20 protein-coding genes are annotated in these 22,850 nt (G+C 61.2%); 9 read left to right on the forward strand and 11 right to left on the reverse strand.

Translation table 11 applies throughout. The annotated features are described in order from the left end of the window. Nucleotides 1-24 precede the first annotated feature (24 nt). From ACFO0G_RS05695 to ACFO0G_RS05710, 4 genes are all read left to right on the forward strand, one after another. Nucleotides 25-771: an SDR family NAD(P)-dependent oxidoreductase gene (locus ACFO0G_RS05695; protein ID WP_376976740.1), complete on the forward strand. Its 747-nt coding sequence runs from the start codon at nucleotides 25-27 to the stop codon at nucleotides 769-771. Nucleotides 772-812: 41 nt separating this feature from the next. Next, nucleotides 813-1,154, forward strand: coding sequence for a hypothetical protein (locus ACFO0G_RS05700; RefSeq protein ID WP_376976741.1), 342 nt, complete (start codon nucleotides 813-815; stop codon nucleotides 1,152-1,154). Further along, nucleotides 1,151-2,254, forward strand: coding sequence for an oxidoreductase (locus ACFO0G_RS05705; RefSeq protein WP_376976742.1), 1,104 nt, complete (start codon nucleotides 1,151-1,153; stop codon nucleotides 2,252-2,254). Before ACFO0G_RS05700 ends, ACFO0G_RS05705 begins: the two co-directional genes overlap by 4 nt. 436 nt (nucleotides 2,255-2,690) lie before the next feature. Further along, nucleotides 2,691-2,939, forward strand: coding sequence for a hypothetical protein (locus tag ACFO0G_RS05710; protein ID WP_376976743.1), 249 nt, complete (start codon nucleotides 2,691-2,693; stop codon nucleotides 2,937-2,939). A gap of 141 nt (nucleotides 2,940-3,080) precedes the next feature. Here ACFO0G_RS05710 and ACFO0G_RS05715 read toward each other — a convergent pair whose 3' ends face one another. The 6 genes from ACFO0G_RS05715 to ACFO0G_RS05740 all read right to left on the reverse strand — a co-directional run bounded on the left by ACFO0G_RS05715 (nucleotide 3,081) and on the right by ACFO0G_RS05740 (nucleotide 9,405). Beyond that, entirely contained in the window at nucleotides 3,081-4,628 is a 1,548-nt protein-coding gene (locus tag ACFO0G_RS05715; RefSeq protein ID WP_376976744.1) for an HD domain-containing phosphohydrolase, read from the reverse strand. 50 nt (nucleotides 4,629-4,678) lie between these two features. Continuing rightward, complete coding sequence (locus ACFO0G_RS05720) at nucleotides 4,679-5,428, reverse strand: hypothetical protein (protein WP_376976745.1); 750 nt, start codon at nucleotides 5,426-5,428, stop codon at nucleotides 4,679-4,681. An 85-nt stretch (nucleotides 5,429-5,513) separates the two neighbouring features. Beyond that, on the reverse strand, nucleotides 5,514-6,263 hold the full coding sequence (locus ACFO0G_RS05725; RefSeq protein WP_376976746.1) for an SDR family oxidoreductase: 750 nt from the start codon (nucleotides 6,261-6,263) through the stop codon (nucleotides 5,514-5,516). A 20-nt stretch (nucleotides 6,264-6,283) separates the two neighbouring features. Further along, on the reverse strand, nucleotides 6,284-7,942 hold the full coding sequence (locus ACFO0G_RS05730) for a thiamine pyrophosphate-binding protein (protein ID WP_376976747.1): 1,659 nt from the start codon (nucleotides 7,940-7,942) through the stop codon (nucleotides 6,284-6,286). 331 nt (nucleotides 7,943-8,273) lie between these two features. Then, a complete protein-coding gene (locus ACFO0G_RS05735) occupies nucleotides 8,274-8,768 on the reverse strand; it encodes a hypothetical protein (protein ID WP_376976748.1) in 495 nt (164 codons plus the stop codon). 133 nt (nucleotides 8,769-8,901) lie between these two features. After that, the gene (locus ACFO0G_RS05740; protein WP_376976749.1) at nucleotides 8,902-9,405 is read right to left on the reverse strand and encodes an Lrp/AsnC family transcriptional regulator; all 504 of its coding nucleotides are present in this window, start codon (nucleotides 9,403-9,405) and stop codon (nucleotides 8,902-8,904) included. A gap of 93 nt (nucleotides 9,406-9,498) precedes the next feature. On the opposite strand from ACFO0G_RS05740, the gene hisC reads away from it, so the two are divergent. After that, the gene (gene hisC, locus ACFO0G_RS05745; protein ID WP_376976750.1) at nucleotides 9,499-10,608 is read left to right on the forward strand and encodes a histidinol-phosphate transaminase; all 1,110 of its coding nucleotides are present in this window, start codon (nucleotides 9,499-9,501) and stop codon (nucleotides 10,606-10,608) included. 43 nt (nucleotides 10,609-10,651) lie between these two features. Further along, on the forward strand, nucleotides 10,652-12,061 hold the full coding sequence (locus ACFO0G_RS05750; protein WP_376976751.1) for an amino acid permease: 1,410 nt from the start codon (nucleotides 10,652-10,654) through the stop codon (nucleotides 12,059-12,061). 896 nt (nucleotides 12,062-12,957) lie between these two features. Here the strand turns inward: ACFO0G_RS05750 and ACFO0G_RS05755 are convergent. From ACFO0G_RS05755 to ACFO0G_RS05775, 5 genes are all read right to left on the reverse strand, one after another. Beyond that, a complete protein-coding gene (locus ACFO0G_RS05755) occupies nucleotides 12,958-13,206 on the reverse strand; it encodes a helix-turn-helix domain-containing protein (RefSeq protein WP_376976752.1) in 249 nt (82 codons plus the stop codon). A 754-nt stretch (nucleotides 13,207-13,960) separates the two neighbouring features. Beyond that, the gene (locus tag ACFO0G_RS05760) at nucleotides 13,961-14,635 is read right to left on the reverse strand and encodes an HNH endonuclease (protein ID WP_376976753.1); all 675 of its coding nucleotides are present in this window, start codon (nucleotides 14,633-14,635) and stop codon (nucleotides 13,961-13,963) included. A 166-nt stretch (nucleotides 14,636-14,801) separates the two neighbouring features. Then, nucleotides 14,802-15,701, reverse strand: a complete 900-nt coding sequence (locus ACFO0G_RS05765; protein WP_376976754.1) for a hypothetical protein — start codon at nucleotides 15,699-15,701, stop codon at nucleotides 14,802-14,804. Then, nucleotides 15,698-16,801: a hypothetical protein gene (locus ACFO0G_RS05770; protein WP_376976755.1), complete on the reverse strand. Its 1,104-nt coding sequence runs from the start codon at nucleotides 16,799-16,801 to the stop codon at nucleotides 15,698-15,700. Before ACFO0G_RS05770 ends, ACFO0G_RS05765 begins: the two co-directional genes overlap by 4 nt. Nucleotides 16,802-18,460: 1,659 nt before the next feature. After that, nucleotides 18,461-18,712: a helix-turn-helix domain-containing protein gene (locus ACFO0G_RS05775; protein WP_376976756.1), complete on the reverse strand. Its 252-nt coding sequence runs from the start codon at nucleotides 18,710-18,712 to the stop codon at nucleotides 18,461-18,463. An 85-nt stretch (nucleotides 18,713-18,797) separates the two neighbouring features. Here ACFO0G_RS05775 and ACFO0G_RS05780 point away from each other — a divergent pair, with 85 nt between their 5' ends. The 3 genes from ACFO0G_RS05780 (at nucleotide 18,798) to ACFO0G_RS05790 (ending at nucleotide 22,828) form a co-directional block, all read left to right on the forward strand. Then, a complete protein-coding gene (locus tag ACFO0G_RS05780; protein WP_376976757.1) occupies nucleotides 18,798-19,952 on the forward strand; it encodes a DNA cytosine methyltransferase in 1,155 nt (384 codons plus the stop codon). Between the two features lie 250 nt (nucleotides 19,953-20,202). Beyond that, the gene (locus tag ACFO0G_RS05785) at nucleotides 20,203-21,585 is read left to right on the forward strand and encodes a restriction endonuclease, SacI family (RefSeq protein WP_376976758.1); all 1,383 of its coding nucleotides are present in this window, start codon (nucleotides 20,203-20,205) and stop codon (nucleotides 21,583-21,585) included. A 4-nt stretch (nucleotides 21,586-21,589) separates the two neighbouring features. Then, nucleotides 21,590-22,828 (forward strand): McrC family protein, encoded by a 1,239-nt coding sequence (locus tag ACFO0G_RS05790; RefSeq protein ID WP_376976759.1) that lies wholly within the window; start codon nucleotides 21,590-21,592, stop codon nucleotides 22,826-22,828. Nucleotides 22,829-22,850: the final 22 nt, after the last annotated feature.

Consider the following 22,850-nt stretch of genomic DNA (forward strand, 5'->3'; position numbering starts at 1 on the left):
CAGGCGCCGGAAGGAAAGAACAGTATGAACACACCGACCAATGCTGCTGACCAGGCTTCGGGTCACGGTCCAGCCGGGAGCGGCCGCGGGGTGGTGGTCACCGGCGGTTCCAGCGGTATCGGCAAAGCCATCGCCGAGGCCTTCCGGGCCAACGGCGACCGGGTCGCCGTACTCGACCGGGCCGCAGGGGACGGAACCATCCGCGTGGACGTTGCCGACGAAGACAGCGTCCGGGCCGCGTTCGCCGAGGCCCGGGAAAGGCTGGGAAGCATCGACGTCCTGGTCAACAGCGCGGGCCTGCTGACGGAGTCTCCTCTGGAAGACATGTCCCTGGCCATGTGGAACGAGACCCTGACGGTGGACCTGACCGGTGTGTTCCTGTGCTGCCGGGAGGTGGTGGGGGAGATGCGGCAGCGCAAGTGGGGCCGCATCATCAACATCGCCTCCCAACTGGCCATCAAGGGCGGGGTGGGGCTGACGCATTACAGCGCCGCTAAGGCTGGCGTCGTGGGGCTGTCCAAGGCACTTGCCCTGGAAACGGCTGCGGACAATGTGCTGGTCAACTGCATCGCGCCGGGACCGATTGAGACGCCGCTCGTGGAGGGCATCTCGGAAAGCTGGAAGGCGGCGAAGCGCGCCGAGCTGCCGCTGGGGAGGTTCGGGACGCCGGAGGAAGTAGCACCTGCTGCGGTGCTGCTGGCGAGCGACCCGGGCGGAAACCTGTTCGTCGGACAAACGCTGGGGCCCAACTCCGGCGACGTCATGCCGTAAGGAAAGAGAGCAACATGTGCGGTGCCTGCGGTAGGACCACCGTGGCCGACCCTGCCCTGGGGCCGGTGCGGACCATGCGGCAACACTTGATCGTGGCAGGCGCGGTCAACGCGGTCTGCGCCGGCCTCCCCGGCGCGCCGAAGGTGACTGCTTTAAAGGACGGCTGGATGCTGACCGGTGCCGCGGGGTATTCCAGCCAGTGCCAGACCCTTCAAGAACTGTGGTCTGCAGTGCTCGGCTGCTTTACTGACGCATCTGTATTGGAGAACTTGCGACGGCGCCGCCTGGCGTATGCAGCTGACCCCGCCCACGCGGGCCTGCCCGCGCGGGCGGCTGGATTGCTGCCGGATACACCCGAACAAACCCAAGGAGCTTTTGAATGACGGATTACTCCCCGCTTTGGTCACCCATCCGGATTGGTTCCACCGAGCTGGACAACAGGGTTGCGCTGGCTCCTATGACGCGGATCAGCGCCACGCAGGACGGGCTCGCTACGGAAAGGATGGCTTCCTATTACCAAGGGTTCGCCCGCGGGGGCTTTGGGCTGCTGATCACTGAAGGCATCCACCCGGACACCGCCCACAGCCAGGGCTACCACTTCCAGCCGGGCATCGCCACGGAGGAACAGGCCCGGTCCTGGGCGGCAGTTGTCGACGGCGTCCACGCGGCGGGCGCGAAAATCTTCGCGCAGCTGATGCACGCCGGAGCGCAGAGCCAGGGGAACCGGTATGTGACCTCATCGGTGGGGCCGTCGGCGGTGGCACCCAAGGGGGAGCAGTTGGGGTTCTACCGCGGCGAGGGTCCGTATCCCGTTCCTTCTGAAATCACCGAGGCCCAGATGGAGGAGGTCAGGGACGGGTTCGTCTCGGCGGCGCTGCGGGCACAGCAGGCCGGCTTCGACGGCGTCGAGATCCATGGTGCCAATGGCTATCTGCTGGACCAGTTCCTCACGGACTACCTGAACCAGCGTGAGGACCACTATGGCGGCTCGGCGGAAAACAGGGTACGTTTCGCCGCGGAGATCTGCCGCGACGTCCGAGAAGCCGTTGGCCCGGACATGACCGTGGGGATCCGCATCTCCCAGGCCAAAGTGAGCGACAACGACCACAAGTGGGCCGGGGGAGTGGCGGAAGCCGAAGTCATTTTCAGCACCCTAGGCGCGACGGGGATCGATTTTGTCCACACCACGGAGTACCGCGCCACCGAGCCGGCGTTCGAGGATGCCGACGAGACACTGGCGGCCCTGGCCAAGAAATACTCGGGAGTGCCGGTGATCGCCAACGGCAAGCTCGATGATCCGGAGACCGCAGTGTCCATGCTGGCAGACGGCTCAGCGGACGTCGTCGCTTTGGGCAAAGGCGCCCTCGCCAACCGGAACTGGCCGCACCTTGTCCGCAACAACCTGGAATTCGGGGAGCTTGATGCGTCCGTCTTCGCTCCGTATGCAGATGTTAAGGACTGGGAGGTGGAGGACCCCGCATAGGCGGTCCCCGACGGTGGGCGGTGTGACATCCGGCGCCAAAGCTGGGCGTCACACGGCTCTCACCCCGTTGGACGGGTCAGCCGGCGGAGCAGTGAGTTACCAGGCGCAGGCGAGCAGCACGAACTGGGCGTGAGGTCGAGCGGGGCCAGTCGGCGGTGACGCGGGTCCGATCCGATGCACAGCCTCTTTTTTGTCTAGGGTGCGGCAGCCTGTGGCAGCGGTCCTATGGGCTGGTGAGTCTGCCCACTTTATTTTGAGTAGCTCGTAATAAGCGCGTAAATTTAAGTACAGGTCACCGCCGCCCTTGAGTGCCGCACCGGTGAACATTCCCGGGCCAGCAGGGCATGCGATTTCTTCGCCACCGCCCTTCCTGCTTGAGCGACACAACAACCCGAATGGCCCTCATCCCCCTCATTCCAAATTCCGAGGAGAACCCATGACTACGCTGGCCGAACGACCCGCAAAAACCTTCCCCACCAACCAAGCCGCCCCCGCCCCGCGCGGTGGGAGCTACGTGACCCTTCCCGCCGGCAGCGTGACCGTCGGCCGGGACAGCTACGTCACTGTTCCCGACAGCCGAAACCTGTCCCGCACCACACGTGGCAGCTACGTCACGGCGGGCGGCGCTCTCGTTGTCCCCGCCAACACTGTCGAGGGCAGCTACCTCACGCTCCCGGCGGCTTAAAGCCCTGGTTCCGCAGCGGCTTAGCCCGCCGCGGAGGCAAAAAGGAGGCCGACGGCGACACCTAGTGTCGTCGTCGGCCTCCTTTTCTGTGCTACGGCGGAAGCAGGGCGGGTGCCGCCGCGCGCCGGAGCAGTGGAAGGTTCACTGCTCGATCAGGCCGTTCCTCACCGCGAACAATGTGGCCCCCACCCGGTTGGTTGCGCCGATCTTGGTGTAGATGTGCTCCACGTGGTTGCGGACGGTCTTGCGGGCGAGAAACAAGCTGCCGGCTATCTCGGCCGCGGTCATTCCGCGGCACAACATGCCGAGGATTTCCAATTCCCTGGGGGTGAGTCCGGCCGGAGCGGCAGGCCGGTGGTGGGGCTGCTGTCCCGCCGCCGTGAGCACAGCGTCGGCAGCCTCGCCGCCAATCCTGCCGGTTGAAACTTCCTGCCGCAGCCTGGCGGCTGCGTCGGCCGGTGTGAGGGCGGCCCGGTGCGGGCGGGGTTCCAAAGAGGAATGGTAGGAGTCCGCAGCCGCCAGGATCCGCTGCTTGATCCCCAACTCCGTTCCGCCGATCCCGCGTGGGTAGCCGGTCCCGTCCAGCCGCTCGTGGTGCAGGCCGGTCAGGGCCGCCTCGGCCTTCAGCCCGGGCACACGGCTGAGGATCCGTTCTCCCAGGTACGGGTGCATGTGAATGCGTTCCAGGTCCGCCCTGGAAAGGGGCTCCTTCTTGTCCCACACCTGGTTGGACACTCCCAGCCGCCCCAGGTCGTGAACCCATCCTGCACGGCGGAGTTCAGTCACATCGTCGGCCGGCAGCCCGTGCTCCTCGCCCGCGGCGGCTGCGAGGGCAGCTACGGCGCGGGAGTGCCCGGCGGTGTAAGGAGATTTGAGGTCGGCGAAGTCACCCACTGCAGACAGCACCGCGTCCAGTTGGGTCCCGGACAGGGGAGCGTCGTTGGGTGCCAGGTCCAGGGCCGCCTGCCAGCAGTCGATGTCGAGGAGTCCTTCGGTGAGCGCCTCAGCCTGGTCGATGAACAGCCCGGCCAGGGCCGGATCGAACTGGCTGCCGCGGCGCGCCCGCACCATCGCCACTGCACCCGCCACGCCCTCCTGCCGCAGGAACACCTCGGCCGTATCCGCGAGGTGCATGATCCGCATTTCCAGTGGAATGTCTTGCCCAGCGACTCCCTCCGGCAGGCCCTTGCCGTCCCACCGCTCAAAGGTGTGGGCTAGGAGTCCTGCTACGCCGCCGTCGAGCCCTACATTGCTGGCGAGTACCCCGGCGGAGATGCAGTGCGAGGCAATAATGTTGCGCACCGCAGCGCTGCCCGTGGCCGCGAAACGCGTCCAGTACGCAACGCGGGCGAGCGGCGGCAAGCCCGCGCCCGCGTGGCTGAACATGCCGGCGTACATCGGCAGTCCGTGCTGGTCGCGGTTGTAGTAATCGGCGCGGAAGGCGATATCGTCCGTGAACAGCGCCGCCAGTTCGAAGGAATCCGCGTGGCAGCCGATCCACGCCACCTGGTTGGCGTAGTAGAGCCTGCCCTGGCCGGGGGCGTCAACTCCCGCCGCGCCGGCGATCCGCAGAGCCAGCAGGCAGGACCGCAACATGTGCTCCATCGGCTGCCCGAGCCCCAGGTCGATGGCGAGGGACAGCGCGGCCAGGACTTCACTGCGGCGGGGTGCAGCCGGTGACTGCTTCACACCTGCCATTCTAGGAAGCCATCACCGCGGGCAGTAGGCTCAGCCCGCCGTCATGCTGCCTGCTTCCTCCCGTCGCGTTCGGATGCGTTCTCGCTGGGGTGGGCTGTGGACGGGAACCGCACGCCCACGCGGGCTCCGAACAGTCCACGCTGCGGAAGCCAGAAGTCAGCGAGGTGGTCCTGCACCTCCAATGGCCCGGGCTGTCCTGCGTCCTCACCCCCGATGGTGGTCTGGGAATCGGTGACCAGCCACAACTGCCGGGGCTGGGCCTGGAATGTCTGGCCGTTGGGCACCACGCCAAAGACTTTCATCTTGCCCGCGTTCAGCAGCGGCCCGGCGAATGCTCCCATGGCGCGGAGCACCAGTTCGTTGCGCCACAGCGTTTCGGGCATCCGGACGGCCATGGCGGTCAGCATCGAGGTGGCCGCCGAGGTGCCCAGCTGCAGGCGCCAGTCAACGAGGCCCGGGACCGTGATCACGGCGGTGAAGGGCCCACTCCAGTGGATGTCGACGTCGGTCTCCACCGTATGCTGCACGGCCGCCCCGAAGTAGCGTGCGCAGCTGAAGTCCGGTGCCGTGTTGGCGTAGATGGTCCACTCGCCGCCGGGCGTGCGGTGCCACACGGAGCGGTAGCCGGGGCCAACGGAGCTCACCGGGAAATCCCGGAAAGCCAGGTAATGGCCGGTGCTGAAAGGTAACCCCAGGACGGCGTAGCCGGCGAAATGCTCCGCTGCGTCGTCCGGAAGGTCGGCAAGTGTCGGTGTTGCCTGTGCTGCTGACTGCGGCTGGTAGGTGTTCATGGCCGCCTCCTTTTCTCCATGTCCTGAGCCTAGGAGCGGGCCGCAGCAAGGGCATGGGGCAACTGCCCCATTAGGGACCGGCTTTTTACGCGGCGTCGAGGGCTTCGAGCCACTCCAGGAACGTCTGGCGTCCGACGGCGGATCCCGGCGCCGGGATCAACGCACCTTTACGCATGGCCTTGCCCATGGGTCCGGGGACGTGCACCGGCACGATCCGTTTCTTCTGCCGCGTCTTGGCCAGATAAGCCGCGACCAGGCTTTTCAGCTGTTCGGGCCGCGGGCCGCCGAGATCCGGGATGCGTCCACGCGGCCCGGCCTCGGCCGCGTCCACCAGGGCCGCGGCCACCTCCTTTGCTGCCACCGGTTGGGTGGCCATCGTGGGCACGAGGACCAGGGGGCCCACCGAGGCGGCCTTGATGGACATCGGTACGAACTCGTGGAACTGGGTAGCCCGGAGGAGGGTCCACGGAATGCCGCCGTGCTTGACCTCGTCCTCCTGCACCAGCTTCCCGGCGTACAGTCCTGAGTTAGCTTTGTCGATGCCCACAATGGACAGCGCCACGTGGTGCTTCACGCCGGCCTTCTTCCCGGCCGCCAGCAGGTTCTGGGTGGCGTTGCTGAAGTAATCCACGGCCTTCTTGGTGGACAGGGTTTGGATGCCGGAGACGTCGATGACTGTTTCGACATTCTGGAGTGCCTGCTCGAGCCCGCGCCCGTTGACCAGGTCCACTCCTTCGGCGCGGCTGATGCTGACCACGTGGTGTCCGCGCTCCCTGGCGATGGCCACGGCGTGGTGGCCCACTGTACCGGTTCCCCCTGCAACTGCAATCCTCATGGAGGAATCCTAAGCCGGTTCTACCCCGCCACCGCAGCCTTCGCGGCACGCGTCGCGTTCATCCACTCGGTCAGCCACGGCGCGCGGACGGTAGACGTGATGCGGCAGTCGGCCACGAAGGTTCCCTTCGCGCCGACGTCGATCCATTCCTGCAGCGCGGCCAAGTCGGATAAGGACCGGATCACAGCCGACTCCGCACCCAACGCCCGGGCAACCCCGCTGAAGTCCACCTCCGGGATCAGCATCGGCCTCTCGGTCAGGCCCTGCGAGCCGTACTGGTGGATCTCGGCCCCGTAGGCGGCGTCGTTGTAGATCACCACGATGGCGCTGCGGGCGGCGCCGATCAGCGATTCGAGGTCGGACAGGCCCATCAGGAAACCACCGTCGCCGGAGGCCAGCACGAGGGTGCGGTCGTCCTCCACCGCACGTGCGGCCCCGACCGCGCTGGCCAGGCCAAGTCCGATCGTCTGATACGCGGTCCCCACCATCACCAGGTCCTGCGGCCGCGGGATGTTCCAGTACATGGGCGCCCAGCCGATGAAATGCCCGCCGTCCTGCACCACCGTGCGGCGCTCCGGCAGCACGGCGTCGAGCGCGGAGGCTAGGGCGCGTGGATCCAGCCGCCCATCAGCAGTTTCAGAAAACCCAGCAGCGTGACCTGCCCCAACAGCCAGGCGCCGTGAAGCTTCAGCGCGCCACGCCGCAGCGGCAGTCTCGCCGTCAACCGAAGACGAAAGCCGCGAGGCAGCAGCCTTTACGTCCGCCTGGACAAACACGTCCACCCGCGGATGCGTCGGCTCAACCGCGGTATCGATCTGGATAACAGTCGCATCCGGGTTGAGAAGGTGCCCGAACCGCATGGTGAACGGGCTCAGGCTTGCCCCGGCCACCAGGACCACGTCGGCCTCGCCCATGAGGCCGGCCGCGGTGTCGGTGCCGAAACCGCCGGCCACGCCCAGGTACCCCTCACCATTGAGGAGGTTGAGCGCGAGGGCGGTTCCGGCGGTCAGTGCGCCGAGCCGGTCGGCGAGTTCGCGGAGCTCCGGCCCCGCTCCGGCGAGGTGCGCACCCCGGCCCGCCAGGATCAGCGGCCGCCTGGCACCGGCGAGCAGGCGGGCGACTCGCCCAAGGTCCGTGCCGCCGTCGTCCGTCATTTTCAAAGCGGCAGGCTCCGGAAGGTCCTCGACCGCAGCGTCGAGTGCGGCGAGGTCGTAGGGGACGGCGAGCACGACGGCGGTGCGCTGGGTGAGTGCGTACTCCACCGCCTGCCGGGTGACGGCGCCCGCGGCGTCGCGGGTGACGGTGAAGGTGGCCGCGCCGAGGCCGGCGGCGATGGCAGCCTGGTCCACATCCCAGGGCCGGGCACCGGTGGTGGGTGCGTCCCCGGTGACGAGCACGACGGGGATCTGCGCCTGGACCGCCTCGGCGAGGGCGGTGAGCGCGTTGGTGTAGCCGGGGCCGTAGGTGGTGGTGCCTGCGGCGAGCCGTCCCGAGGTCCGGTAGTAGGCGTCGGCCGCGGCGATGGCGGCGCCCTCGTGCCGGACGGGCGTGAAGCGCAGGCCCTGCTTCTCCGCTGCGTCCAGGAAGTAGACGTTGCCGTTGCCCATAACGCCGAAGACATCGCTGACATAGCTGCTGAGAACCTGTGCCACACGGCCGGAGACGGTAAGTGAAGTCATGCAGGCATCGTGTGGCCTGCATCTCACGTTTGCAATACCGTCGCATTCAGTTGGGACTTTTGGCAGTAAGGGAGTGAGAAGGTGACAAAATGCCCAGCTAGGCCAACAACTCAGGAGCGGCATCACCCTTTGGTTGGAGTGTTTCAGTAGAGCCGGCCCACTCGTCGACGCCTAAGTTTGAACGCCGGATCGCTGAGGGACTATCCGGTAGCGCCGCATAGGTATGGCTGCTGGTCTCACGAGCAGCAGCCATACCTTTGGAATCAGCGAAGCCGAGCAATTTCGTGCAGTCCTACCCGACGTAGACAGTCACGGTCACATGCTGCGGGTGTCAGTTCTTCTTGAGGTTCACCGTCGTGGTAGTTCCAAGTGCACTGACCTTGTAGCTGATGCTGCCGCCTTCGTACTTGAATTCCTTGGTCGCGTCACTCGATGCGAGGAGGGCCGACTTGGTGGCCTCGACATCCCGCTGCGACGTCCAGGTGTAGGGTTCACTGGCGCTAGTTGGCCCTGCGAAAGTTCCGACCCAGTAGATCGAGGTCGTATTGCCCCCGTCGGAAACCCACTCGATGGTCATCTTGTCGGCGGTGATGGTTGCCTGTTGGTACGACTTTTCGCTGTTCGGGTTGCTCTGCTTCCAAGCGCCGGTCAGGTCGGGAACCTTCGGGGCCTCCTGCGTAGTCTTAGAGTCGGCAGCACCGCTTGTGGTGCTTCCTGCTCCGCCGCACGCCGTCAAGGCAAGAACGGCAACGAGAGCAAGAGATGCAATGGACTTCTTCAAGGATTCCCCCAAATAGAAATAAGTGATTGATGCATCGAGAATCATATGCCTGGAGTCGCGGGGGCGAGCGCAAGCTGGCCTAAGAGCGATGGATCGTAAACGACGAGAATACCTGCGTCGACACAATGCCCTTCGGGCAAATGACTCTGGCCGGTCCCTGATTGATTAGCGCATACGTTTAGCTGGTGGCCGAGGACTCCTGCTCCGACAGCCGGCTGATCAGCCCGTCGTACCGCGGCGGCATGAGTTCCAGGATGGAGATGGCCGTGCTGGTCCGCTCGATTCCGTCGATCTCCAGGATCTCGTTGGTGATGCGGTAGAGGTCGGCGGTGCCGCGGGCCACCACCTTGGCCATGAGGTCCGCGTCGCCGGTGGTGGCGTGCACCTCGATGACCTCCGGGATCGCGGCGAGCCCGTTCTCCACCGATCCGGTCCGCGTCTGGCTGATGGACAGCGAGAGGAAGGCCATCAGTTCGTAGCCCAGCGCGGCGGGGTCCAGCCTGCGGCTGAAGGAGCGGAGCGCGCCGCTGCGCTCCAGCCGCGCCAGCCGGGCGTGGACGGTGTTGCGGGCGACGCCGAGTGTCCGGGAGAGTGCCAGGGCGCTGGCTTCGGGGTCCTTGTCGAGGGCAAGGATGATCCTGCCGTCGAGCGAATCGAGGGTGCGAGAGGTCGCGATGGTCATATTTTCACCAGAGGTACTAGAAGTTGAGCAGAAGTCCCAAGCATGGAAGCGTACCTTGCATTGTGGTCCGGGTCACTTCTATGGTCGGTCTTCATGACCCCAGATCAACTCCTGGCCCCGCCGGCAATAAAGCTGCCCGCCCTCCGCAGCGCCGTCACCGGACTACCGGCGTACGTCCCGGGCCGGCGCAGCGCCGGTGCAGACATCGCCGCCCTCGCCAGCAACGAAAGCCACTACGAGCCCCTGCCCGCAGCCACCGCTGCGGTGGCCGAGGCGGCCGGCAGGATGAACCGCTACCCGGACATGGCCGCCGTCGAACTCCGCGAACGGCTCGCCCGGCACCTGGGTGTGACCGCTGAGGAGGTGGCGGTGGGGCCCGGCAGCGTGGGCGTCCTGCAGCAGATCATCACCGGACTGTGCGACGCCAGGGACGAGGTGGTCTTCGCATGGCGCTCCTTCGAGGCCTACCCCATCCTGGTGGAGCTGGCAGGCGCCCGGCCGGTCCGCATCCCGCTGGACGACGCCGAGGGCCACGACCTCGACGCCATGGCCGCCGCCGTCACCGACCGCACCAAGGTGATCCTGCTCTGCACCCCCAACAACCCCACCGGGGTGCCGATCAGCCACGGCCGCCTCGAGGCCTTCCTGCAGTCCGTCCGCTCCGACGTCCTGGTGGTGATCGACGAGGCCTACGTGGAATACGCCGACGCGGGCAGCGGCCACGATTCCCTCGCGCTCTACCGCCGGTACGCGAACGTCTGCATCCTGCGCACCTTCTCCAAGGCCTACGGGCTCGCCGGCCTGCGCGTCGGGTACGCCATTACGACGGCGGCAATCGCCGAAGGCCTGCGCCGCACCGCCCTGCCGTTCGCCGTGAGCGCGCTGGCGCAGAAGGCGGCCATCGCGTCGCTGGACGCGGGGGAGGAGATGGCAGCGCGGGTTTCCCTGGTGAAGCAGGAGCGCGGCCGGATGACCGCGGAACTGGAAGCCCAGGGCTGGACGCTGCAGGCGAGCCAGGGCAACTTCCTGTGGATCCGCGCCGACGAGCAGCTGCTGGCGCGGCTTGTGGACGCGTTCGACGCCGCCGGCATCATGGCCCGCGTGTACCCGGGCGACGGCGTGCGGATCACCGTGGCCGACACCGCCTCCAACGACCGCGTGCTCCGGCTCCTCTCAGCCCACAGGCCCCTGCCAACTTCCTGACCTTTTTCTCCTTCCGTTCCCCAGACAACCAAGAGGAATTTCCATGGAACAACAGACAACGACGTCTGCCCGCCCCCTCGGCGCGGCCCTCAAACCCCGCCAGCTCACCATGATGGGCCTGGGCAGCGCCATCGGGGCGGGCCTCTTCATCGGCTCCGGCGCGGGCATCCAGGCCGCCGGACCGGCGGTGCTGATCTCCTACCTCGTGGCCGGCACGCTCATCATCCTGGTGATGTGGGCACTCGGCGAAATGGCCGCCGCCAATCCGGACAGCGGCGCCTTCTCCGTCTACACCGCCAAGGCCTACGGGCCGGTGGCCGGCGCCACCGTGGGCTGGCTCTGGTGGATCCAGCTCGTGGTGGTCATCGCCGCCGAAGCGCTCGGAGCGGCAGGTCTGCTGGCCACCATCTTCCCGGCCCTGCCGGTCTGGCTGATGGCCCTGGTGTTCATCGTGGTGCTCACCGCCGTGAACCTGACCAGCGTGAAAAACTTCGGCGAGTTCGAGTTCTGGTTCGCCCTGCTCAAGGTGGCGGCGATCGTCGGGTTCCTGCTCGTGGGTTTTGCCCTGCTGTTTGGCTTGATGCCGGGCGTGCCGTCGCCGGGCCTCACCAACTTCATGGGGGAGGGCTTCGCGCCGAGCGGGTTCGGCGGGATTGCGACGGCGCTGTTTGTGGTGGCGTTTGCCTTCGGCGGTACCGAGATTGTGTCCGTGGCTGCAGCTGAGACCGCTGAGCCTGCCCGCAGCGTGAAGAAGGCGGTCCGGACCGTCCTGTGGCGCATCCTGGTCTTCTACATCGGCGCCATCTTCGTGATCGCTGCCGTTGTTCCGGTTGGTTCTGAAGGCCTGAAGAGCCCTTTCGCCGCGGTTCTGGATGCCGCCGGTATGCCCGGTGCGGCGACGGCAATCACCCTGGTGGCCGTCGCGGCACTGCTCTCCGCGCTAAACGCCAACCTCTACGGCGCGTCCCGGATGGCGTTCTCTCTCGCGGAGCGTGGTGAGGCTCCTCGTGTGCTCGCGTTGGTGTCCAGGGCGCGTGTCCCGGTGGTTGCGGTCCTGGCCAGCGTCGCGTTCGGTGTTGTGACGGTGGTGCTGGAGCTGATGTTCCCCGAGATGGTCCTCGGCGTTCTGCTGAACATCGTGGGCTCCACCTGCCTGCTGGTGTGGACGTCCGCGCTCCTGGCCCAGCTCGCGCTGCGCCTCCGCGCCGACCGCGACGGGACGGAGCTGCCCCTGCGGATGCCAGGGTTCCCGTGGCTCACGGGCCTTGGTCTGCTGATCCTGGCGGCGATCTTCACGGTGGGCTTCATCGGCGAGGATTCCCGTCCGCAGCTCCTGAGCACGTTCGGGCTTGTGGTGCTGCTGGCTGTGGCGAACTGGGTGAATCACCGCTCCCGTAAGGTGGCACCCGTTGGCGCGCCCGAGGACGCCAAGCAGCCAGTGCTCATCGACTGAATCAAGCCGTCATAGACTGACTCAAACACACCTGTGTCGGTGTGCGGGTACTGGGTAACTGAAGGGCGCGTCCCGGCTTTAAGCCGGGCGCGCCCTTCGTAGATGACAAACGCCAGTACGTAGGAGCTGTGTACTCACGAGAAGAAGAGCACCTGAAATGACGACAAACAAGAGTGACCCCTTTGCTGACAGAAAGGTGCTCATCTCCCCAAGGCCTTGGCGGTCCCGTAGGGCCCGCATCATTTCTTTGACCGGATGGAGTGACAGCACAACAACGCCGGCTATGAATATAACCGTGACGAAACTGAGAACTGCAACGAAGAGTGAATTCCACTCGACCAAGCCTGTGGTGAGAGCAGCTACAAAACCCGCCAACGCAAGTACTCCAGCGGAGAATGTGCTGGCAGCGACCCCCATCCAGAACTGTTCGCTACTGAACCAGGCGGCTACTGGCTTCCACATGGGTCTTTTGCGCGTTTACTCACGAAGGAACTTTAGCTCAGGAGCGGATCCGTCGTTGCCTCTAACGTTTGAGAATCACATGCGATCGCAAGTCGAATCCGTAGGTATTGCCAAACGGGTCATCTGTCTGTCCACACTTCAAGAGTGACCACTCCTAGTACATTCATAGCACACAACGAAAAAGCCGACTACCCTAGCAATTTGGCGCGCTGATTTCGGTTTGCACCCGACAAAGCTCACTTTGGTTTGAACGGGTCCCGAGTAGCAAACAATACGTCGCTTCTCCATATCCATGTGAGGATCCATTCATAAATTGGTCCGCCGAAATCAGGATTTATTGAAGTGCCGCTACTTGGAACTCGACGTTCATATTCCGTCGACAATTATTCAGACTGAGAGGGGCTTAGGTGAGCGGGAAATTGAATCTGTCACCGTTACTCGTCCTCCGGCTCGCCGTTTAAGAAATCGCCGGCAGCTATGCGTTCAGCGGTATGCTTGTACGCCTCGCTTATATAGTCCTCGACGTCCCGTCGGCCAATGCGCCATATACCCCTCCGACCAACCTGAAAAGCGCGCAACTGCCCCGTCCTAATGAGACCTTGGACGAGGCTTTGCTTCACGTTCAACTCATCGGCGACCTGCGTCAATGACAGGAATCGGGGCTGGGTGGGTTCAGCAGTCACCAGATCATCCTATCTGTGGGCGATCCCGGGAGACGTCGTAGATTCGGTCTCATGAGCCGGTTGGGGATCCTTGGGAACGCGTCGTTGATCGTCCTCATGCTCGCTCCGACCGCCTCGGCGACCCCATACACCACAATTCAGCATTCACAAGACATTAGACCCTTTAGGCCACACGACTAAGGGCGGCGACCCCTACAGACGTCGCTAAAGTCCGTCACCGTATGAAATGTTCCTCGCACCGACTCTTCGGAACAGTCGTCATTAGCCGCAAAAGCTTGGCAAGATAACCACGGCCACCCCTCTGTATACCGAACAATTCACGGGATTCGAGCATTACACGAACAATAGATCGACCTATGCCCGGCTCCTCCGAACCTGCTCAATTGTCAGAAAGCGCCTTGAAACGCCGGAAGCGTCAGTCACATTTCTCCGGTTCTCTGTTTTTGTAGGGCAGCGGTCCTTCACATATACATCGCATGTGGATCCCCGCTCCCTGCCAGCGTAGTAAACGCCGTCTTCCGACACCAGCTTCAGTTTTAACCTCGACGTTACCTACCCGGATTGGCGCAAAGGCAATATCGCACCGTGTGCCATTCCACGCCTTAACTGTGCGCCAGTCTAGGGAGCATTGGGGTAGGGGATGCGCGACCTCGCCCCTAATTAGTCACGCATAGAAGACACGGGGTGACTTTGCGGATAAAGGCCCGGCCTGAAACGCCGATCGGAACGGACCTGTATGCCCCATCCCTAGTAGCTAGGTTTTGGAATTTATCAAAGTACTTAGCTCTCGCGGTGTCAACCATGGATTTCCTCGGTGAATCATGCGGTGGCAGTTCGCGCAGAGCAGAGCAAGATCCGTTAGGCGTGTGGTGGTGGGACCGGAAGCGTGTAGCGGAAGTATATGGTGAATTTCAATGTAGCCGTGACCCCGATGCCCGTATACTTTATGGAAGTTGAAGGAGCAGACTTCGCACGCGATGGGCAGGCCGGCGTTCTTTACGCTCTGAATTTTCCGGTTTCGGAGGCTCTGGTTCCGTTCTCGCTTGAGGTGCCGGGCAAGAAGCAGACGTCCCTCCGCAACCTCACCGTAGGCGTCCGGATCGCCCTCAGCTGGCGCAGCGGCACCGCCCGACCATATCTCAGCTTTAATTGCGGAAGCTACGGCCCTCATCTTCTCCGGTGCTGAGAGAAATTCGTTTAAAACTATTGCGTCCAGCTTGTTGCCGTTGGTCTGCTTGCCAGCGTAGTTTGGGTGCTGGGTGATAATGTTCGACATTTTAAATGCGACGCCAGCTGGGTTCCGGTACTTCTCATCGCGTATGTCCAGGGGATGCAGAGGACTCGAATTTAGCAACCGAGAAAGCGCCACCACGCGGTGATCCTTTTTGTCGAGTACGCTCCAGTCGTTATCCATTGCAAGGTCGCACACGAGAATAATTTCGTCTCGTGTCCAATGAATGCTCATCTTGCCCCGTTCGCATATAACTGGGAGAGGAGAGAATTATCGAAGTGGAACTTCATACATAGCCCTCTCGAACACTATTTTTTCTCATTCTATGTGATGCTGGGATCCGGAAAAATCACAAAAGTAGTCGTTATAGAGGCCGTCTAGTACCAAGGTGTGCTGCGGCGAGTCGGACCCGTAATTCTGAAAATGTTCTAGAACTAAGTGGCGCCCTGGTTGCTAGCATTGCGAGCCGGGTGCGGTCAAGAATAGACCCAGCTTCCATGGTTCGCCTTTGCCATGCAGCGGTGCCTAATATGACACAGTAGGGCACTGCCATAAGCCGAATTACTCCTGCGCTGGGAAGAATATGCTTGCCTACAGTCTTTTCATAGATATCTAAGGTCTTACCTTTCCAATCACGACCTGTTGCGCATTGGAGCCAAGCGTGAAGCGCACCCGAGCGCTTGTCGAGAAATGGCATCCAGAAAACACCGTCAAGACCTAGGTCCTTATCGCTCGATTCCACTTTGTGTCCAACCTCAAACTTTTGAAGGTGGGAAAAGGCTGCATATCGATCTATTCGACGCTGCAGTTCAGAAGGCTCGCCCCGTAGCGCGGGATAACCGATTCGGTAGGCTCGGCTGCCAGTTTGACCGGAAATAAGTTCTATACTCAATAACTCAAAAAACTTACGATCGTAACTGCTAATTTCATCACTCCGACTGATCAACAGCAGGTATGAATATACATCCATAAAAGTGTTTGGTAACCCATGGCGCCTAATGAGACGTAAATCATCTACTCGGAAAGGCCAACTTGCGCCTAACATTTTCTGACGCTTAGTAAAAATTGCCCAAACCTTTTGTTCAAGGGCGGCGTCACGCGGAATGTAGTTGACAGCGTCCGTTGCCCAAGGTATTAGGGTGGATATGTCACCCCTTTTTATTACAACCTCATCAAAGAGAAGGGAAAGCTCAATCCAATCTGCGATTTCTTCCGCTTGCCGCTCGCTCGTCCATTTGCTGCCTAAGTTAGGAAACTCGATCAATTGGAGCTGCCACGGGATAGGCTGACCATACCTGCCGCCGCTCTTGCCCCATCTAGTGTTCTAGTTAGAACTTCCAGAGCGGTCAAGATGGTTTCATCATCAGAATGTTCTGCAACGTCCTGAATCAAATCCGATAGCTGGTCGGTTACTTTTTTTATTTTAATAGCTAATATATCTTGACTTGGAACGGCTATATCATAAGCACTCTCGAGGTCGTAAGTACGGGTCAGGACCGCCAGAGCTCGTTCATTCGCTACCACTGGGGCAAGTTTGCTTTTGATTTCTCGCGAATCCCTGATGACCGCCGGCTCTTCATCGTTTCCGAATATCCAAATTAAGACCTGTTCGAGGTCCGATAAATGTTCACCGGCAATAAGGGATGAAATTGCCGTACCTGGTAAGCCTGGGGGTAGTCCTAAAAAGCGCTTGATACTCGCGCTACTTAGAAATGTCTCCAGCAGCGAAAAATTCTCGGTTATAGGAGACATATCAAAATCTGGGAGTTCGATACGTATCTGCTCATAAAGCACATAGCTTTGATACATCTTTTGCGCTGCCTGGGCTTGAGGGTCCCCGATAAGCCCCTGGACTTCTTTCAAGCTGCGCCCTCCAGCCACAAGTCCTGCTACAAATCTAGCCTTCTGCAGCGGCTTCCAGGTTCTAGCGCCGGTTATATGCCTAAAACCCAGATAGGGAGCAACGGTTTCGCGATCCGGGTAACGAATCGTTGGAACAAGAAGCAAGCGCTCGCGTTCAGTTGCGGAGAGAACAGGCCATTTACGGCGATCACCCTCAATCTGATCGAGAAGAGATGGGTCGAGGAGTAGCTTGAGCGTCGCCAGACGCCGATTTCCCTCTACCACGATGGTGTCGCCATTGGTCGCGCGAATGGTGACTAGGGGTTCCTCTTGAAAATAGCCATTCCGTTGAAAAGAAAGAGCCAGTTCTTCCAGCGATTCCTGAAAGAACAGGGCCCTAAGTAGATCAATCTGGCTAGCCCCGGGGTTTGCCAAGCGGGGATTTTCTTCATCAAGCAGCAGTTCCTCCACAGATAGGTCTTCCCGTGGAGTTCCGTTCGTTGCTTGCTCTCGATCGCTCATTTTCTCATTGTGTCGCAACTCAGCACTGTTTGCCCAAATCTTCGCACTGTGGCTGACAGGTGAAGACAGTGGAACTGACTGCATCGTTATCTCGGCTGGTCTCGATGTCCCTCGTGTCTTCATCGCGTCCCGCGTCAGGGACGCGACTCCTAAGTATCGAGATGGCATAAATACTGCCCCGCATACGAACTGTCACGTCGCCTTACAGTGATGGGGGTTGAACCCGATGTGTGCCCGGCTGAACTAAGGCATCTTAGGAGCGGCTACCTGGTGCCGTTGGCGGCTGACACTGCATGCGACGGCGTCGAAGACTCCGCTGTCGCGTAGGTTAATCGTGCGGCCTCGCCCGCTGACAGCGTCAAACGGCTGCGGAGACGGCTACGAGCGAACGGTCAGGACGCCGGTTCGCAATCTGATCACTCGGCAAGCTGTCGCACGAAAATCGACCGGCCTCGCCATATGCGCGGGCTGAATGTTTTTGGGGGCATGACCCCATCGAAGCGGAGGACTGCGACTTGACGTCGGCCGAGTCAAGGAGGCATGAAGGGCGCCGACAGTTTTCGTCCCAACCCTTGCTTCCTGGGGAAGCGAGGATGCCGACGAAGGGTATGGAGGAGCTGATCGATTCTCACATCAGCCATGGGCCTGGGCCTTCGGCCCCTCAACTACATGTATGAACCATGTCGCCGGCTCCATTCTTCTCTGCGCCGCAGTTACCCCCGGGCGATACCCCTGTTACCGCGCTTACCATCGGGGGCTTCCCCGCGGCATAGACGAGGACGATCTGCTGGTAAATTCTCGGCACGGACAGCACTCTTGAGAACGCCTCCCCATGGCTGGCTCTACGGATTTCTCGGGCCAGTACTTACTAAAGCTCTCTCCATTAACTCCGAGGCTTAGAGGATTGTTGGCAGCAGTTTGAGGTCCTTCGAAAGGCAAAAACAGCAATTTCTCTCAAACTACCCAGGGGGCTTGGGAGATGCTCTTCGAGTAGAGGGCGACCTTGACATTTAGTGCAGTATCCGTGCCCGATCGCTAGCGCTGCACGCGAGCCGGCGCACAAGCACAGGTGCTGAGGGAGAGAGGCGAACGACGAACATGGACTGTCAGTTGCTGAATCGCTAGAGCTGTCATCTGTACGGAAGTGTCAACAGTCGACTAACCGAACGCTGATTTGTCCCAGTTGCCACACGACTCCTCTAAGAATTCTTTAACCAAGACGCTGGCCACTATGGTGCGAGTAGGGCGGCATCCTAATAGCAGTAGCTGGGCGGTAGCACCCCGAAGAGTGAGTAAGTGCGTAGGTGTATCGCCAACGAGCTGACCCTGAAGCGACTTACGATGGGAGGAACTCATATATGCGCCGGATTCTTGCCTGACGAAATCCAGATTGCAGGTATGACAGTCTAGAAACGGGGCATGCACCACTAGATTTGCTCATCCTGTCGTGGGTCGATGTCCGTGCTGCCAGCTATGGTCGGCGCGTAGAAAATACCTCAGGGTGGACTCAGGAAGGGTGGATATCTTTATACGATCCTTCCGAAGATCGCTTCCGGGTGTAAGTAACAATTTGAATGTCGCGCTCGGATTGGATGTTGCGCTAGAGAATGACCTTAAAGGGGACCGATTCTTTGCGAAGGTGAGGCGGTGTCTCCAGTGTCATTGTTCTTTCCATAGGGAGGGTCTGGCCGGGGCTAGTTCCTGAATGTCTGAAGCCACATCCGGCAGGGACTGGCCGGTAGCAGCCAGGATCTGTAGTAACAGATCCACGTCCACCTTCCGGTCGCCCGACTCAATCCGGGAGATCGTTGCCTGATCCAGTCCCACAGCCGCCCCAAGAGTTTGTTGGGTAAGACCCGCGGAGATGCGCCAGGCGGCGGCCATGTTACCGAGGGATCGATCAAAGTCCATGTGATGAAATTACCGGTCTTGAAGACATGTAGAAGACCTACGGCAGCGACATGCCGGAGCGCTTGGTGGACTTCACGATGGGCTCATGACAAAATCACATGAGCTCGGACCTGGAGGATTGAAATTTATGAGTAGCCCGACTTTTGTTTCGCTGTACAGCGGTGCTGGTGGTCTTGATCTGGGTTTGATAATGGCTGGCTTCGCCCCGGTCTTTTCTAATGACATAGACCGGGATGCCACCGGCACGTACGAAGCTGCGCTGGAGGCGGCGGCCGGAGACCTGCCGCATCTCAAAGAGCACGAGCATCGTGTCACTACAGGTGACATCCGGACGATTGAGAGTCTTCCCGAAAGAGGAGCAGCTGACTTGGTTGTCGGAGGACCGCCTTGCCAGGGATTCTCGGTGGCAGGGCGCATGGATCCTGACGATCCCAGATCACGACACGTCGTCGATTTCCTCGGCATGGTGCAAAGGGTCCAGCCGAAGGCTTTCATTATGGAGAACGTCAAGGCACTTGCTGTTAACCGTCGGTGGTCGAGCATTATCAACGGCTTGATTGAGAGGGCCGAGACGATGGGATATGCCACCTCCCTGCACGTCCTGAATGCCTCTCACTACGGCGTACCACAGGCCAGGGAACGTATGTTCCTGGTGGGCGTACTTGGCGGAACGAGCATGGATAAGCCGGTGCCCTCGACTGAACTCGCTCCACCCAGCGTTCGGGATGCTTTGGACGGCCTGCCCGCTTGGGGATCAGAGGGTAACGACGACCTTTGCACGGCGCGAGTCACAGCTGCTCGCAATCCCGTGTTGCGCCGCTCTCCCTGGGCAGGGATGCTCTTCAACGGTCAGGGCCGACCGATGAACCTCAACGCACCGGCACCAACACTCCCGGCTTCGATGGGCGGCAACCGAACCCCCATTATTGATCAACTCCAAGTCGAAGCGGGTGGTGACTCCTGGGTTGAGACCTACCATGGGGCACTTTGGCAGGGTGGGGACGTAGTGGCCGACATACCGAAGCACCTAAGGCGGATAACGGTGCAAGAAGCAGCAGCGATTCAGACTTTTCCCCCTTACATGCCTTGGCAGGGTACTCAGTCTGCTCGATACCGCCAGATAGGAAACGCTGTTCCCCCCCTGCTCGGACATGCCGTGGCACGGCATTTGAGGAAGCATCTTGGGTTCGATGATTTTGATTCGCCCAAATCGGTTCTTGGACTCAACATCCCGCTTTAGCTAAAGAAGCCAGATCCTTTTCACTGGGTTGGCGCCGGGTTCAGCCTCCGGTCTGAGGGGTTTTTTGGTGCAGTATTCCCAGTGAGAGGCCTTACCCGTTCTGCCGGGATGCTTGTTCACAGCGTGGGTTGAGGAGCTGTCTGCAGCCCCTCCTCACGCAACAGTTGGCTTTGAGGCCCTCGCTGGAGTGCAATGATTGTCCCGCGGCAATTCTGGCCGCAAGCGGACATCATCGAGAGGGGCGCATAGCGTGCTCAACAAGGACGCGTACGAGCGGGGTTTCGAGGCCCTTAGCGAGGCATGGGAGGAAGTTTCGGCGGGTACGGCGACGCCGGACCTTCCGAATGAGGTCGTGTCAGCTATTGCTACGGCGATGTCTCCTGACGCCCAGGTTGCACAACGGTACAGCCTGGTGACCCAGGTCTTGTTGAAGCGTGTAGTCGGCGATTCTGATGCCCGGAAACTGCAGAACTTCGAGACGGTCGAGGGACAATTCTCAGCACGTACGTTCGCCAGGGAAACGGTCGTCAAGCTGCGGCCGGTCGGACGCCGGCTGGGCGGGTCGGAGGATCCATACGTGTCCAACCCGCTCCGCCAGGACCGCATGGAAGACAAGATGGTCAGGGGAAAACAGGGAGGACGCAGATGGGGGGCTGTCTTTCAGGTCCTCGAGTACATCGATGAGAACCCTGACTCTTGCGATAAAGTCCTTCGCCGGACTCTGTTGGAGATTCGAGAGCGTCCTGAGGTGACGGAGAAGCCGGCGCGACCACTTCCCACAGCGGAGGAACCAGTAGACCTAGCGACGCTGTCCGATGTTGGGGGAATTGATCAGGATCAGTTGCTCGACATTATCGATGTGCTTGAGTCTGACCAGCCACAGGTGATTTTTGCCGGACCGCCCGGCACCTCCAAGACCTATATAGCTGAGGCCCTTGCGAAATATGTCACCGGAGGAAATCGATCGCATTACCGGGTCGTCCAGCTCCATGCCAGTTATGGGTACGAGGAATTTGTCGAAGGACTTCGCCCCACCGTCGACGACGAGGGCAAGCTCCACTTCAAAGTAGTAGGCGGAGCGGTGCGGACAATTGCGGATGATATGGGCGCAAGCGACAAGCGTGTACTGATTCTGGATGAGATGAACCGTGCCAATCTTCCTCGGGTGCTCGGCGAGCTTCTATACGCGGTGGAGCGTCGAGGCGAACCCGTTGACCTCATGCATACGAAAGAATTTCGGCTTCCCCAGGGGCTAATCTTCATTGGGACGATGAACACGGCAGATCGCAGTATCAGGAGTATTGATGCCGCCGTTCGGCGTCGGTTTCAAATCTTTGATTTCCCCCCTAGTTCGCTAGTCCTACGGCTCTTCTACGAGCATGGGGAGAACGGGGTTGACGATCTGCTCGCTGGTTTCGAAGCTCTTAACCTACGCTTGACGGAGTTGCTGGACCGGCACCATACGGTGGGCCACACATTTTTTATGGATGCACGAGGGATGACGCCGAGCCGACTGCGACAGGTGTGGCTACGGCAGATCGCACCCCTTCTCGAAGAGTACCTGTTCGATCAACCAGACCTTCTCGAAGAATTTACGGTTGAGAGTTTTTGGCCGTCGATCGTCGGAGCATAGGTAGATGCGCATCGAGCGCATCACCGAAGCCAAGCCGGCTCTACTCTCCCTGAGTTCTGAGCAAGCGGACGCTTTGGTCGTAGTAGGGCGTCGGTTGGCGTCGCAGGCTGGAATATGGGGAGACCACGACGAATCCGACCCTACACACCGACGAAGTGTCATCGAGTGCGAGCCATATGGACATGGGCGTTGGCGGGTTAAGGTCCATAACGCTGTAGGAGTGGTAAGCGTTTCCGGTCTCCAAATTGTTGTGGAGCCGAAGATCCCGCTCGATCATCTCCTGCATCTATTCGCTCGATCAGGCGCATTTCCGCATTTGGATATCGCATCCGCTGACCTGGCGTCGGCGGCCACCTTATGGCCGCTCGTCGCGCAGTGGTACATCGACGTGTTGGAGCGCCTTTTGCGGACGGGACTCGCGAACGGGTACCGATCCACCCGTGATGAGCTTTCCTCTATGCGCGGCCGGCTTTTGCCGGGTCCGACAATGGACGGATACCTAAAGGGACGGTTGCTCCTCTACTGCGACTACGAGGAGTTTGATGCTGATACCCCGCTGAACCGGACGATCAAGGCGGCCGCGGTAACCGTCGCTCGATCCACGGCGCTTTCCGATGACATCCGCCATCGGGCTCGACGCACCTTGGACCATATGCGAGACGTGGGAATCTTCAGACCGGAAGATGCCTCACTTGCACTCGCTGAGCGGCATACTTCCCGTTATGCCGTGCCGCTCCAACTCGCCAAACAAGTCCTCGCATCGCTGGGACGCGGCATAGACGCCGGCAAGGATGCGGGTTACGGGTTCCTCATCCGCACGCCAAACATGGTCGAAGAAGCCCTCCGCCGCGTCGTTTCCGACGCGCTTGCGCCGGCGACACATGTGACGAAGAAAGGCCGCAGGCTGAAAGGGTCCCACCACATGCTTAATCCCGATCTCACCTTTGGCACGCACGCGGTCGGGGACGTCAAGTACAAAGTCTGGCAGGGCGATTGGCTGCGAGCCGACCTGTATCAACTCACAGCCTTCGCCACGGGCTTTTCTGCCGAGCACGGGCTTCGTATAGGCTTCGCGGCGGAAGCCCACGGGACAGCCGCCGTTCGAATCGGACAGGTTCGACTTGAGACATGTGATTGGCTATATGACTCCCAATCCCCAGAGTCCGCGGAGCAGGAATTCAGCGCTGCAGTTCGCCAATGGTGGTCCCGCGTCGAACAGGTCGACGGGCCAGGTCAGGATTAATCCTTACTCCGGTCCGTCCAGG

The sequence above is a fragment of the Arthrobacter sedimenti genome, assembly GCF_042652025.1.
Classification (GTDB): domain Bacteria; phylum Actinomycetota; class Actinomycetes; order Actinomycetales; family Micrococcaceae; genus Arthrobacter; species Arthrobacter sedimenti.